The sequence below is a fragment of the Synechococcus sp. H55.9 genome, from assembly GCF_047462355.1.
GTDB lineage: Bacteria > Cyanobacteriota > Cyanobacteriia > Thermostichales > Thermostichaceae > Thermostichus.
Genome location: NZ_JANSJB010000026.1, coordinates 1 through 13,877, shown reverse-complemented (window position 1 = coordinate 13,877; position 13,877 = coordinate 1). Strand labels below are relative to the sequence as shown.

Sequence of the window (13,877 nt, the reverse complement as noted above, 5' to 3'; positions counted from 1 at the left end):
CTCTCCCTGAGGGACACCCCTCACCCCCAACCCCTCTCCCTGAGGGAGAGGGGAGTTAGGGATCGATGTGACAAACCTATTGTTGAATAAGGCCATGGAGATTACCCAGCAGCGAGGAAGCGTTGAGCAAAAGTTGGCATCATCCGGCGTTGGGTTAGTCTTGCTCAAGCGGCAGGTATCTTGTTACCACCACCAGGGCTTGAGGGGGGTGCCGTCGGGGAAGATCAGGCCGGCAATCCGGGATCCGCTGTGCTTGAGGCCCTCGATCTGGGCGCCTTCCAGGTTGGCCTGGGCGAGGTTGGCGCGGCTGACATCGGCCCGGCGTAGGTTGGCCCCCTGGAACTGGGCCTGGCGCAGCTCGGCGCCGCTGAGATCGGCTCCTTCCAGGTCGGCATTTTGCAAGTTGGCCCCCCGCAGATCCGCCCGCTGCAGGTTGGCCCCCCGCAAGTCTGCTCCCTCTAGGTTGGATCCGCGCAGATCCACGCGGCTGAGGTCGGCCCCCCGCAGCCGGATCTGGCGCAGCACCAGCCCCCTCAAGTCGGCCTTGCTCAGGTCTTGGCCACAGAGATCCTGCCCCTCTCCTCCCCAGTTCTGCAACTGCCAAATGTGGCGCAGCCGCTCCTCCAGGTGGGTCTCTTGGGAAAGCCGGGATCCCCGCAGGCTGGTGCCGCTGACTTTGGCCCCTCTCAAGTCGGCTCCCTCCAGATCGGCCCCCTGTAAGTCGGCTCCGCTCAGCTTGGCCCCTTGCAAATTGGCCTGGCGCAGATCCGCTTGCTGCAGTTGGGCGCCGTTGAAGTTGCAAAAGCGCAGGTTGGCCTTTCTCAAATTGGCTTCGTGGAAGTTAGCACCCCCCAGCCGCGCCTCTTGCAGATCCACTCCCTCCAAGTCGGCGTAGGTGAAGTCCCGCTCGCCGCGCCGATAGGCCACGATCACCCCTTGCGCTCCCCCCACCGGGCGAAAGGGGCTGTAGGCGCGACAGGCCCGCTCCGCCTCCGGCTGCCCTAGCTGCGACAACAAGCGCCAAGCCGCCAGGCGCACCGCCCAAGAGCTGTTGCCGGCCAGGGCCGCAATCAGCTCGGCCAGGCCCGCCGATCCGTACTCCAGCAACTGGGGCAACGTAGCCAGGCGCACCGCTTCGTCGCTGTGGGCAAGGCGCCGCCGCGCCCCCTCGATGCCTCCCAACACCAAAGCCTGGGCCGGGGCGGTCGCCGTTTGACCCCCCAACACCAGATCCCAAAGTCGTGGCCGGGTGCCACCGGAGAGCTGGGAGTTGCCGATCATGGGCCCGGCTATACCCAACGTCCCACCACGACGCGGATGGTGCCATCCTCCAACACTTCTTCGGCCTCAATGGCATAGCCCTGTTCCCGGGCCGAGCGCAGCAAGCTTTTGTGGGCGTAGCGCTGCAAAATCGGCTCCAAGAAGGTCTGGGGATCGATACCTGCTCCCCACAGATCGGTCACCAGCTCGTAGTGATCCCCGTTGCGGCGAAAGCCGATGTCGAAGCCATTTTGCTGACGGATCACCAAGTCGGCGCGGGTGCGATTCCACAGGTAGCCGCGCAAGCTGGCATCCCGCTGCACGGCGTAGCCCAGTTCCTTTAGGGTCTCTTCCAAGAGCTCGGCGTCCTTGATTTGCACTTGCAGAGTGGTGAAGTGAGACATGGCGGTTACAATCCTTTGCGGGATGGAGACGGGATCCTCCACTATAAAGTGCCCTTGCGGTTGTGGAAAAAATGTGAAAAAGCATCACGTGGATCCCTAACTCCTCCCCTGGACAAAGGAGTCGCGGAAGTGTCTCAATCGGGTTTGCAATGAGCCTATCTGTGGGCGGATCCCTGCCGGCAAAATGGTTTAATGGGAGTTTAGCCCTTCACTTGACCCCTATGGCTGAGACCTTTCTTTACAACGCCTTGCGTGCCGCCCTCGACGAAGAAATGGCCCGCGATTCCAATGTATTCGTGCTGGGAGAGGATGTCGGCCATTACGGCGGCTCCTACAAAGTCACCAAAGACCTGTATCGCAAGTATGGGGAGATGCGCCTGCTGGATACCCCCATTTGCGAGAACAGCTTCACCGGCCTGGCCATCGGGGCAGCCATGACCGGCTTGCGCCCGGTGGTGGAAGGGATGAACATGGGTTTTTTGCTCCTGGCCTTCAACCAAATCGCCAACAACGCCGGCATGCTGCGCTACACTTCCGGCGGCAACTTTAAGATCCCACTGGTCATCCGCGGGCCGGGCGGGGTGGGCCGCCAGTTGGGAGCCGAGCACTCGCAGCGGCTGGAGGCTTACTTTCAAGCGGTGCCCGGCCTCAAGATCGTGGCCTGTTCAACCCCTTACAATGCCAAGGGTTTGCTCAAGTCGGCCATCCGCGACGACAACCCCGTTCTCTTTTTCGAGCATGTGCTCCTGTACAACTTAAAAGAAGATCTGCCGGAGGAAGAGTATCTTTTGCCTCTGGATAAAGCCGAAATTGTCCGATCCGGGTCGGACGTTACCCTGCTCACCTACTCGCGCATGCGCCACCACGTGCTCAAGGCTGTGGATACTTTGGTGTTACAGGAGATCGATCCCGAGGTGATCGATTTGATTTCCCTCAAACCTCTGGATATGGAGACCATTGCTGCTTCGGTGCGCAAAACCCACCGGGTGGTCATCGTTGAAGAAGACATGAAAACAGGCGGCATTGGGGCGGAGCTGACCGCCCGCATCATGGAAGAATTGTTTGACGAGCTGGACGCGCCGGTGGTGCGGTTGGCCTCCCAGGACATTCCCACCCCCTACAACGGCACGCTGGAGGCAGCCACGATCGTGCAGCCGGCAGATATTGTGGCGGCGGTGGAGCGGCTCCTCTACGCTGATTAGAGCCCCTGGCATCAGACGTCGAAATCCTACTCCCAGCTCCGCAATCACCTGCAAAGTTCTCAGGGCAACCTTGCTAAGATTTCCATGGCAGGGATCCCAGGCTATGCAAGGCGTACTGCTGATCCTCTACATGTTGTTTGTCAGTGGCCTGATTGCCGTGGTTGGGGATCGGGTCGGCTATCGGATTGGCAAAAAGCGCCTCACCTGGTTTAACCTGCGCCCCCGCCACACGGCCGTTTTGGTAGCCGTGATTACCGGGGTGAGCATCTCGGCGCTGACCTTGGGCACACTGCTGCTCCTCAACCGCTCCCTGTCGGAGGCCCTGTTCAGCTACACCAACCAAATTGCCCAGGCGGAGCAGGAGCTGCGGGCCCTCAACCACCAAAAGGCCCTGCTGGAAGCCGAAAATGCCGCTCTCAGGGTTGAGCGAGACCGCCTCAAGCTGGATCTCGACCAGTTTCGCAGCCAGCAATCGGCAGCCCAGACCCGCCTGAGCGAAGTCCGGGATCAACTGACCTTGGCGCTGCAGGAGCGGCAAGAGGCAGAGGCCAAGCTGGCGGCAGCCAATGAGCAACTGGCCCAGGTGCAGCCCAGCCTGGCTCGAGCCCAGGCCGAGTTGGAGGCGGTGAAGGCAGAGGTGGAGTCGGCCCGGCAGGTCATTGCCACGCTGCAGTCGCAAAAACAAGCCCTGCAACTGGATCGGGATCAGTTAGAGCGCTCGTTGGATACGGCCCAGGCAGCTCTGGCCCAACTGGAGAGCCAAAAAAAACAGCTTGAGCAGGAGATCGAGCAGCTCAACCAGTTGGCGGTGCGGTTGCGGCGGGGAGAGTTGGCCATCCTGGCCGGAGAAGTCTTGGCGACGGGGGTTGTCGAGTCGCCGGAAGGGGCCAAACCGGAGGTGATCCGGCAACAGTTTGAGCGACTGTTGGCTCAGGCCGAGCGACGGGCCCTCGCCCTCGGATCCCAGCCCATGCCCCCTCTGGAAAACGCGATCTTGATCCGCCGCGAGGATGCCGATCAAGCCTTGGAAAAGCTACAAGAACCCGGTAGCTGGGCGGTGCGCATTCTCTCGCTCTCCAATCGGCTCAAGGGCGAGCCTGTGCCTGTGCTGGTACAGATCTACCCCAACCAGCGGATTTTCGCCAAGGGATCCGTGCTGGCCCAGGGGGTGATCCAGCCGGGTTTGAGCGAAAATCAAATCCAGCAGCAACTGCTGCGACTGCTGAACCAGGCCAATCAGCGCTCGCAAGAGGAGGGGCTCCTCTCCGATCCCATCACCGGCACCGTTGGGGAATTCTCGCAGGTGAAGTTTTTGGAAGTGGTGCAGCGCCTCCGTCAAAGCACCACCCCTATGGATGTAAAGCTGGTTGCCGACACAGACATTTACACGGCGGGGCCGTTGCGGGTGAGTTTTCTGATGGCCGACCAGCCCAGCTCTTCTGGAGTTTCACAAGCGGGGCCCCCTGAGGGATGATGGACTCACTCCGTCCGGTAAGGCTGGAAGAGGGGCGGGTGCTGATCGGTTTTGACCCGGGGCGGGACAAATGTGGCCTTGCCGTTGTGCAAGTCCGGCCGGTGTGGCAGGTCTTGCATCGGGAAGTGGTCTTGGCAGGGGAGGCGCCGGCCAGGTTGCAGAGCCTCTGGCAGCAGTTTGGAGCGGAGCGGGTGATCCTGGGCAACCAGACGACGGCCCAGGCCTGGAAACACCAGCTGGAATCACTCATCCCCCCGCCGCAGATCGTCCTGGTGGACGAGCGCCACAGCTCGGAAGAGGCCCGGCGGCGCTACTGGGATTTTTACCCGCCGCGAGGATGGGAGCGACTGTTGCCCAAGGGGATGCGGATGCCGGCCAAGGCGTACGATGATCTGGTGGCTCTGATTCTGGTGGAGCGCTATTGTCGTGAGACTGAGCCGACGTGAGCTGCTGCAGGGGATCCTGCTGGGGCTGATGGTGACAGGGTGTGGTGGGCACCTGCCTCTGATTGTGGCGCTCAAGCAAGGGATCCCCGCCAGCCTGGTGAACGAGTTTCGCCGCCGCACTCAGGCCCGCTTTCGGCTGCAACTGGTGGATGAGCGGGCCCAACTGCTGGCCTATCTGCGGCAGAGCGTCCAGCCGCCTGGTTCGGCCTGGCGGGTTCGGCGGCCGGTGGCAGCTCTAAGCCTGTTGGGGGCCGACGCTTTGGATCGGGCCGTGGCTGCCGGATGGCTGGATCCCTTGCCGCCTGAGCTTTTGGGGGAACGATGGTCCAATTTGGATCCCCGCTGGCAAGCCGCTGCGCGCCGGGAAGGACAGATCTGGGGTGTGCCTTGGCGCTGGGGGGTAACGGCCATCGCCTACCGCCGCGATCGGGTGGGCAAGCCGATTCGGGACTGGGAAGATCTGTGGCGGCCTGAGCTGACCGGCAAGATCACCCTGCCGGATCACCCGCGGGAGGTGATCGGGCTTGTCCTCAAAAAGATGGGCCGCTCCTACAACGATCCCCTCGACCCTGAGGATGTCGAACTCCGGCAAGAGCTGGGATCCCTGCACCGCCAGGTTTTGGCCTATACTTCCGCCGACTACCTGCCCATCTTGCGCCTGGCCGATAGCTGGGTGGCCGTGGGCTGGTCGCAGGATCTCTATGCCACCCAAGCCAACTACCCGGAGCTGGAAGTGGTGATCCCGGCGTCTGGCTCCGCCATCTGGTGGGATGTCTGGGTGCGACCTCACCTCAAAAACCCTGCCGACCCAGAATCAACCCAGACAGATGCTGGATCCCTGCTGGCCAACTGGATTGACTTTGTCTTGAATCCTGAGTTTGCCCCTCGCCTGGTGAATCTGAGCGGGATCGCTTCGGTTGTGCCGCTGGATTTGGCGCAACTGGCCCCCCGCCTGCAATGCCGAGCCGACTTTCAAATCTCCACTTGGCAACGCGCAGAGATCTGGCGCCCCTTGAGCTCAGCCGAGGCCGAGTCCTATCTCAATCTCTGGGATCAAATGCGACGGGGCCTTCTGTAGAGCCACGGCCCGTGGCAGGCTTTGGCATCTATCGGGTGGACAGTTGAGAAGTCTTGTGCCGGCCCGCAATACTTTGTCAAGGTTTGCAACGCTGCTGAGGAGCTGTGGTAGGATGCCTGCTGTCTGATGAGCCAGTCGCATTTGCATCGAGGAGAGCGCCTTGAGCCTGAGAGTTGCTGTTGTGGGAGGTGGCCCAGCCGGAGCCTCTGCCGCCGAAGTTTTGGCCCAAGCCGGAATTGAAACCTTTTTGTTGGAGCGGAAGCTGGACAACGCCAAGCCCTGCGGGGGGGCCATTCCCCTCTGTATGGTCTCCGAATTCAACCTCCCTGAGGAGATCATTGACCGCAAAGTGCGCAAGATGAAGATGATCTCCCCTTCCAACTATGAGGTGGATATCGTCCTCGACAACGAAAACGAATACATCGGCATGTGCCGCCGCGAGATCTTGGATGCCTTCTTGCGCAACCGTGCCCATCAAAAAGGGGCGGAGCTGATCAACGGCAAAGTGATGCATCTGGAAATTCCCCAAAATAACCGGGATCCCTACATCCTCCACTACAACGATTTCTCCGACGGCTCGAGGCAAGGGAGACCGCGTTCTTTGGCGGTGGATGTGGTGATCGGGGCGGATGGGTTCCACTCCAAGGTGGCGGAAGCCATTGGTGCTGGCGACTACAACTATGCCCTGGCCTTTCAGGAGCGGATTCGGCTCCCGGACGACAAAATGGCCTACTACGAAGAGCGGGCAGAGATGTACGTGGGGGACGATGTTTCTCCAGACTTCTATGCCTGGGTCTTCCCCAAGTCCAACCATGTAGCCGTAGGCACCGGCACCATGAAGGCCAACCAGGCCAACATCCAAAAGTTGCAAGCTGGGATCCGTGCCCGCGCTGCCGAGCGGATTCGGGGGGGGCAGGTGATTAAGGTAGAGGCCCATCCGATCCCGGAGCATCCGCGTCCGCGCCGCGTGGTGGGCCGTGCGGCTTTGGTGGGAGATGCGGCAGGCTATGTAACCAAATCCAGCGGCGAAGGGATCTATTTTGCCGCCAAGTCGGGCCGCATGTGTGCCGAGACCATCGTCGAGACCTCCAACGGCGGGAAGCGCGTCCCCAGCGAGGAGGAGCTCAAGCTGTATCTCAAGCGCTGGGATCGCCAATACGGCCTGACCTACAAGGTTTTGGATATTCTACAACGGGTGTTCTACCGTTCCAACGCCACTCGCGAAGCCTTTGTGGAGATGTGCGCCGACCGGGATGTGCAGCGGCTAACCTTTGACAGCTACCTCTACAAGACGGTGGTGCCCATGAACCCTTGGGTGCAGTTCAAGATCACGGTCAAAACCCTGGGCAGCCTGATCCGCGGCAACGCTTTAGCTCCCTGAGGATCCCTACTGCCACTGGAAGGTGACGGTAACGCGATCCCAATTGGCTTCCGTTTTCAGCACACTGGCAGAGGCCCGTTGTCCGGCGGGCACATCGCTGGGCTCAAACGCAGCCACCCGCGTATCGATGACTGCTTCTCCCTGATAGAAGGTGAAACGAGCGCGGGCGTTGAGAACGGTGCGGGTGCTGCGGTTGATCGCCTCCACGCTCAGGCGGCTGCCGGCCCCTACCCGTTCTTCTCGAATGGATCCCACGATCACGAAATCTCCCGGGTTGGGCGCAGATGTGGCGGCGGTCGGCGTTGGGCTGGCCATCGGTGGGGCCGTCTCGTTCTGCTTGAGGAGCTCCAAAACGCGGGCCAACTCTTGCTGGAAAAAAACAAAGGCTTCCCGCGATTGGTTGGCTACCTGGGCCAAAATCAGCCGATCCGACTCCTCTACCGGAATTTCCAGCAGGGGGGCCGGCCCTTTGAGGGTGACTCGAATGCTGGCGACCTCTTGGTTGATGAACTTATCCAGGTAGGGAAAGATGTTGAGAATGCAGTCTTGAAAGGATCCCATCGGCATAATGCGATTGTTCGTCAGCACCAAGTCGGCCCGCTCACAGCTAGCCCGATCCTCCATATCGATCTCCAGGGGCACGCGGAAGGATCCCAGGCTGGTGTTGGTGATGGTGACGCCAATGCCGTACACCTCCTGTCGCCAGCCGTGGATGATCTCCAGGCTGGGACTGGTCACTTCCTCGGTGAAGTACTCTCCCGCCCAGACAGGGGATCCCCCCAGAGATAGGGTCAATAGCAACACAGGGAAATAGCAGGTCAGTCTCCGGTTCACCTCAACCTTCCTCCACGCACAGCTTGTGAATTCTGGGGCAAGGCATCGATTTGCTTCCCTGAGATGGAAATAGCCTAGCCTCAGAGCTACCGCCCAACCAAGAGACGCACCTTTTGCACTGGACACCCTCTCCGCCCCGACCTTTTGCACCAGCAGCCAATGGTCATCTCCGCAGGTATCCGAAATATCCATTTTTACCTCAAAGCACCCCCTCAGCGGGTCGGGAGAGGCCATTCTTTGCAGGGATCCCCAAAGATCGCCACCTACTCCGTACACTGGGATCCTGGGGGGGCATGATGACCGGACAACGACTCAGCCTGTGGACGAAGCTGGCCTATGGGGTGGGGGATCTGGGCACGGGCATAACGGCCAATATCCTCATCTTTTTCCTGCTGCCCTTTCTCACCAATACCGTCGGCATGGCGGCGGGCCTGGCCGGCAGCATCTACGCCATCACCCGCTTTTGGGATGCCCTCAACGATCCCCTCATCGGCATCCTCAGCGACCGCACCCGCAGCCGTTGGGGTCGTCGCCGCCCCTGGCTGCTGTTTTCGGCTCTTCCCTTTGCCCTGACCTTTGCGGCGCAGTGGTGGATCCCTTTTCCCGGTCGAACTGGGCTTTTGTTTGCCTATTACCTGGCGGTGTCGCTGCTGTTTAACACCTTCTACTCTGCCGCCAACATTCCCTATGCCTCTCTGACGGCGGAGCTGACCCAAGACTACGACGAGCGCACCCAGCTCAACCAGTTCCGCTTTGTCTTCTCGGTGGGAGGCAGCATGGTTGCGGTAGTCAGCTTTCCGCTTTTGGTTAACCTGCTGCCGGATCGGGCTGCCGGCCATCTGCTGGCGGGAGCTTGTTTTGGGGGGATCTCGGCTCTGCCCCTGCTGCTCTGCTTTTGGGGGGTGCGAGAACGGTATCAATCCTGGCGGGATCCGCTGCCCCTACTGCAGCAACTGCGGGTGGCCTTCAGCAACCGCCCCTATCTATTTGTCAGCGGCATCTACCTGTGTTCTTGGCTGGCGTTTCAGTTTACGGCCACGATCATTCCCTATTTCATCGTTTTCTGGATGCAGTTGCCGGAGGTGTGGATCTCGCTAGTGGTGTTGGCGGTTCAGAGCGTTGCGGTGCTGACCCTGTTTGCCTGGACGCGACTGAGCGCCCACCTGGGCAAGCGCGCCATGTACCTGATTGGGGCGGGGTTTTGGCTGATCTCCCAAGCCGGCCTGTTTTTCCTACAGCCCGGCCAGGAGCGGCTCATGATTGCCCTGGCGCTGTTGGCGGGGGTGGGGGTTTCGGCCACGGCCTATCTCGGCCCCTGGTCGATGTTGCCGGATGTCATCGACCTGGATGAGCTGCAAACTGGGGAGCGGCGGGAAGGGATCTTCTACGCCTTGATGGTGTTCCTGCAAAAGGTAGGCCTAGGACTGGGGCTGTTTTTCCTAGGGCAAGTTCTGGAGTGGTCTGGCTTTATCCCTTCGGTGGCCGGGGGGCCGCCGCCCACCCAGCCGGAATCGGCCCTGTTGGCCATCCGCCTTGCCATTGGCCCCTTGCCGGCGGTGGTTTTAATCGGCGGCATCCTGCTGGTGTGGCTCTACCCCATCACCCGGCAGCGCCACCGGCAGATCCTGCAGGAACTAGAAGCAAGACGGGCGGGATCCGCCTAGACAAGAGCCGCTTCCCCTCTTTAGTTGAGGATGATGCGCAGGCCGCTGCCGGAAGGCTGCACCGGCTCGGAGTTGGGCAGAATCCGCAGGCCGCTGCCGCTGGGCCGGATCCCGGTGTTGTCGGTATTGACGAAGAAGGTGTTGGAGCGGCCATCCCGCTCGTAGACCACCACGTCGTTGGAATTGAACTGGGAGCGGCAGATGATGGGGGAGTTGTCGGCAGCAGTGGCGGCGCTGCAGCGGTAGCCAGGGGCAGAGACCACTTGGCCCTCGGCATCGATGGAAAAAGGAACTCCCCCGGGCGGGAACGGAGCCAAGAGCGGCTGGTCGGGGTTGAGGATAACCGAGCCACCGGTGCTGGGTTCGACAACGATCCCGCGGCCATCAATGACGATCCGCTGAGCTTGTACAGGAGCGACAGCCCCCAAGAGCAAAGCCAGGCTTAGCCCCAGTGGGCGGGGAAAAAACAGTTTCATCGGACATCTCCTTTGGCCCAGGGCCATTCCACTCTTTGGGATCCATCGGCTACCTTGGAGGGATCCCTAACTTGATCTTGGCCCAGGTAGGGAGGATAACCCAGGGCGGAAGCCGTCACCTCGCTTGCCAGGATGGGCACTTGGCCTTCGGCTCGACTACCACAGCCCGGAACGCCCCAGCGCCAGACCCACCACCAACATCCCCAACACCAGAAAAGGCTGAGCGCTGGCCTGGTATTTCACGTCGTTGTTGAGGGGATCCCGCAGCAGGTACATGTCTTGGAAGGTGATCTGGGGGATAATGAGCAGCACCAAAATCGCCGCATAGAGTTTTAGGCCGGCTCCCAGCAAAAACGAGGCCATGCCGAACTGAAATAGATCAATCATCAGCGCCGCGATCCAGGCCGCCCCCACAGCGCCAAACATCACCGGCAAAGAGGCGAGTCCAAATTGTCTATCTCCCTCGATGCTTTTGAAATCGTTGACCACGGCAATCCCCAAGCCGGCCAAGCTGTAGATTAGAGTTAGGATGCAGACTGTCCAGTTGAGCTGGCCAAACAGGGCGTGGCCTGTCCACCAGGGCAAAGCAATGTAGCTGGCGCCCAGGGCGTAGTTGCCCAGCCAGCCATTGCGCTTTAGTTTCAGGGGCGGCGCCGAGTAGATGTAGGCAATTAGGGCTCCCGCCAGGGCAATGCAGGTGATCACCGGGAAGTCGTGGCCGGTGTACCAGTCCAGGGCATAGGCCAACCCCAGCCCCAAGATCAGCAGCACCCAGATCTGGATAACCACCCGCTGCAGGGAGATGGCCCCGGAAGGGATGGGGCGGTAAGGCTCGTTGATGGCGTCGATGTCGCGGTCGTAGTACTCGTTCAGGGTCTGGGTGTAGCCGGTCATCAGGGGGCCGGCCAGGATCATGCCCACCAGGATGAGGGCCACGTTCTCCCAAGTCCAGGTAAAGTGGCCAGAAGAGGCCGCCCCCGGAATCAGGCCCCACACCAGTGGGATCCAGGTGACGGGCTTCATCAGTTGCAGGTGGACTTGCCAAACGGAGCGAGACTCCACCTCTGCCCCTTTCATGCCCAAAAGTTGACGGACACGCCGGCTGGCGGATCCTTGGTCGGTTTCAGGAGCCGGCGCGGTTTCTGCGCTGGGATCGGCAGCAGGGGCCATTGCGTCTGCCGCTGGCGCCAAAGATGGCTCTTGAGAGGTGCTTTCGCTCATAGTGGGGTGCGCAATCAAACTTCAACAACGGGGATACCCACCCCCATTCTGAGGCATCTTCCCCCGTTCCTCAAAACTTTCCTCTAGACAATCTGCGCTGCCACGAATAGGGATTGGTGCTGGGCCGGGATCCGCTCTTTCTCGGCTGCCGGGATCACCAAGGGGGGCTGCCGGGTGTAGTTGACGGGATCCCGGAACCAAGGTCGGCTGTAGGTGTTGTAAAGGAGGGGCCGGGGAGCGGTAGAACGATTGGCCCGGCCTAGGTGGATCAAGCGGTAATCGAACAGCAGGCAGGATCCCTTGGCCAGCGGCGGATCGACAAAGGGCATCTGCCGGGCCAGCTCGGTGTAGTGGGCCTCGAAAACGGCATGGCTGCCGGGCCAGAGACGGGTTATGCCGTTCTCTTCGTTGACATCCACCAGCGGAATGAGAAGATTGAGGGCATAGCAGGGGATGATGGCATCCAGAATTGCGTCGCCGAAGAGGTGGGAGAGATCCCGGTGAACCTGTTGGTCGGCGGATCCCGGCAGAGAAACTACCACCCCCAGACCGCTCAGGATCAGGCTTGATCCCAAGATTCGCTGCAAAATAGGCAGGACTAAGGGGTGGGCATAGAGCAGGGGATCGTTGAAGGGCCCCTCCAGGCGCACCGTCACCATCACTCGTCGATTGCCCACCAACAGGGCGTCGGTGTGGTTCTCGTGGGTGCAGTAGCGGCTGTAGGTGGCCAGAAAGCTGCTGTGCAGCTTGTCGATGAGCGCCGTGGGGAAGATCTCCGGCAGCACCAGGTAGCCCTCGGTGGAAAACAGGTGAAACGCCTGCTCTACGGTCTCCGGATCCGGCTGCTGTCCTGTATGGCTAAAGCGCACCTGGGCTAACACGAACCTTTACCCCTTTTGCAGACTGGCCACTGCCATCAGCATGCCCCGCGCCTTGTTCAAACATTCTTGATATTCCCGCTCTGGATCCGAGTCGGCCACGATGCCCGCCCCGGCTTGGACGCTCACCTGGCCCCGTTGAACCAGCAGGGTGCGGATGGTGATGGCGGTGTTCAGTTGGCCGGAGAAGTCATAGTAGCCGTAGGCACCGGCGTAGGGGCCGCGGCGGCACCCTTCCAGCTCGTGGATAATCTGCATGGCGCGAATTTTGGGGGCGCCGGTAACGGTGCCGGCAGGAAAGGTGGCCCGCAGCAGATCCCAGGCGCTGTAGCGGGGATCCAACTGCCCTACCACGTTGCTGACGATGTGCATCACGTGGCTGTAGCGCTCAATCTGCATCAGGTCGTCCACCTGCACGGATCCCAGGCGGCAGACCCTTCCCAGGTCGTTGCGGGCCAAGTCCACCAGCATGACGTGCTCCGCCCGCTCCTTGGGATCCGCCAAGAGCTCTTGCTCCAACTGGCGGTCTTCGGCGGGGGTAGTGCCGCGGGGGCGGGTGCCGGCGATGGGACGCACGGTGGCGATGCGCTCTTCCCCCACCCGGCTGAGCTTGACCATCACCTCTGGGCTGGAGCCAATCAGGCACAGATCCCCAAACTGCAAAAATGCCATGTAGGGGGAGGGGTTAATCAGCCGCAGGGAGCGGTAGAGGCGAAAGGGATCCCCGTCAAAGCGGCTGGTCAAGCGCTGCGAGAGCACCACCTGAAAGATCTCGCCGGCGCGGATGTAGGCTTTGGCCTGCTCCACCGCCTGGCAGTAGGCGGCGCGGCTGAGGGTGCTGGGGGGAATGGCATCGGGCAGGTGGGGCTTCCAGTCGAGGCTGAGGTGGGATAGCGACAGGGGAGCGCTGAGCTGTTGCAGCAGCGTTTCCACCCGCTGGCAAGCTTGGGCGTAGGCCTGCTCCGCCGGCTGCTGGCGCGTGTCGGCAAAGGCCACCACCCAGATCTTGCGCTTCACCTGGTCGAAGATCAGGATGCTGTCCACCTGCATTAGGATGGCGTCGGGCGGATCCCCTGGCTGCGGGGGATGGATGGGCACCTTGGGCTCAATCCAGCGAATCAGCTCATAGCCCCAGTAGCCGAACAGCCCGCCAATGCTGCTGGGCAACTCCGGCAGGTGCACCGGCTCATAGGGCTGCAGGCAGCGGGCCAAAATGGCAAAGGGATCCCCATGGTGCTGCTCTCGATGCCCGTCGCGGTGGATTTGCAAGGCTTGATCCCCGCGCACCTCTAGCACCCACAGGGGATCGCAGCCGAGGAAGCTGTAGCGGGCCACCTGCTCCCCTCCCTCCACCGATTCCAACAAAAAGTTGTAGGGTCGCCCGGCACAGACCCGGTACCAGGCAGAGACAGGCGTTTCCAAGTCCGCCACCCATTCCTGGTACACCGGGATGAAATTGCCCTGTTGGCTGAGGGCGAGAAACTCCTTCAGGGAAGGGAAGATCATGGCCTGCACTTCCTGCGGTTTGCCTCTCGACTTTACCCTAAGGCGGGCAACCA

Annotated in this window: 13 protein-coding genes; 6 read left to right on the top strand and 7 right to left on the bottom strand. The window is 61.3% G+C overall.

What is annotated here, in order from left to right:
- Positions 1 to 183: 183 nt before the first annotated feature.
- Both NW857_RS05305 and NW857_RS05300 read right to left on the bottom strand, forming a co-directional pair.
- Positions 184 to 1,281 carry a pentapeptide repeat-containing protein gene (locus tag NW857_RS05305; RefSeq protein ID WP_414368185.1) on the bottom strand — a complete coding sequence of 366 codons (1,098 nt, stop codon included), beginning with the start codon at positions 1,279 to 1,281 and terminating at the stop codon, positions 184 to 186.
- 8 nt (positions 1,282 to 1,289) lie between these two features.
- The gene (locus NW857_RS05300) at positions 1,290 to 1,664 is read right to left on the bottom strand and encodes a DUF1257 domain-containing protein (protein WP_414333509.1); all 375 of its coding nucleotides are present in this window, start codon (positions 1,662 to 1,664) and stop codon (positions 1,290 to 1,292) included.
- 221 nt (positions 1,665 to 1,885) lie between these two features.
- On the opposite strand from NW857_RS05300, the gene NW857_RS05295 reads away from it, so the two are divergent.
- The 5 genes from NW857_RS05295 (at position 1,886) to chlP (ending at position 7,245) form a co-directional block, all read left to right on the top strand.
- Positions 1,886 to 2,866 carry an alpha-ketoacid dehydrogenase subunit beta gene (locus tag NW857_RS05295; RefSeq protein ID WP_414333511.1) on the top strand — a complete coding sequence of 327 codons (981 nt, stop codon included), beginning with the start codon at positions 1,886 to 1,888 and terminating at the stop codon, positions 2,864 to 2,866.
- Between the two features lie 103 nt (positions 2,867 to 2,969).
- Positions 2,970 to 4,340 (top strand): DUF3084 domain-containing protein, encoded by a 1,371-nt coding sequence (locus tag NW857_RS05290; protein WP_414347296.1) that lies wholly within the window; start codon positions 2,970 to 2,972, stop codon positions 4,338 to 4,340.
- Entirely contained in the window at positions 4,337 to 4,786 is a 450-nt protein-coding gene (locus tag NW857_RS05285) for a resolvase (RefSeq protein ID WP_414333515.1), read from the top strand. Before NW857_RS05290 ends, NW857_RS05285 begins: the two co-directional genes overlap by 4 nt.
- The gene (locus tag NW857_RS05280; RefSeq protein WP_414337211.1) at positions 4,767 to 5,864 is read left to right on the top strand and encodes an extracellular solute-binding protein; all 1,098 of its coding nucleotides are present in this window, start codon (positions 4,767 to 4,769) and stop codon (positions 5,862 to 5,864) included. Before NW857_RS05285 ends, NW857_RS05280 begins: the two co-directional genes overlap by 20 nt.
- 160 nt (positions 5,865 to 6,024) lie before the next feature.
- Positions 6,025 to 7,245, top strand: a complete 1,221-nt coding sequence (gene chlP, locus NW857_RS05275) for a geranylgeranyl reductase (protein WP_414333518.1) — start codon at positions 6,025 to 6,027, stop codon at positions 7,243 to 7,245.
- Between the two features lie 6 nt (positions 7,246 to 7,251).
- Here chlP and NW857_RS05270 read toward each other — a convergent pair whose 3' ends face one another.
- Positions 7,252 to 8,079, bottom strand: a complete 828-nt coding sequence (locus tag NW857_RS05270) for a hypothetical protein (RefSeq protein ID WP_414333520.1) — start codon at positions 8,077 to 8,079, stop codon at positions 7,252 to 7,254.
- Positions 8,080 to 8,372: 293 nt separating this feature from the next.
- Here NW857_RS05270 and NW857_RS05265 point away from each other — a divergent pair, with 293 nt between their 5' ends.
- Complete coding sequence (locus NW857_RS05265; protein ID WP_414368182.1) at positions 8,373 to 9,743, top strand: MFS transporter; 1,371 nt, start codon at positions 8,373 to 8,375, stop codon at positions 9,741 to 9,743.
- A gap of 20 nt (positions 9,744 to 9,763) precedes the next feature.
- On the opposite strand, the gene NW857_RS05260 is transcribed toward NW857_RS05265, so the two are convergent.
- From NW857_RS05260 to trpE, 4 genes are all read right to left on the bottom strand, one after another.
- Positions 9,764 to 10,219: a hypothetical protein gene (locus NW857_RS05260; RefSeq protein WP_414333524.1), complete on the bottom strand. Its 456-nt coding sequence runs from the start codon at positions 10,217 to 10,219 to the stop codon at positions 9,764 to 9,766.
- 156 nt (positions 10,220 to 10,375) lie between these two features.
- Positions 10,376 to 11,389, bottom strand: coding sequence for a chlorophyll synthase ChlG (chlG, locus tag NW857_RS05255; RefSeq protein WP_414333525.1), 1,014 nt, complete (start codon positions 11,387 to 11,389; stop codon positions 10,376 to 10,378).
- Positions 11,390 to 11,523: 134 nt separating this feature from the next.
- Positions 11,524 to 12,321 (bottom strand): phytanoyl-CoA dioxygenase family protein, encoded by a 798-nt coding sequence (locus tag NW857_RS05250; protein WP_414333527.1) that lies wholly within the window; start codon positions 12,319 to 12,321, stop codon positions 11,524 to 11,526.
- A 6-nt stretch (positions 12,322 to 12,327) separates the two neighbouring features.
- Positions 12,328 to 13,824: an anthranilate synthase component I gene (gene trpE, locus NW857_RS05245; RefSeq protein ID WP_414333546.1), complete on the bottom strand. Its 1,497-nt coding sequence runs from the start codon at positions 13,822 to 13,824 to the stop codon at positions 12,328 to 12,330.
- Positions 13,825 to 13,877: the final 53 nt, after the last annotated feature.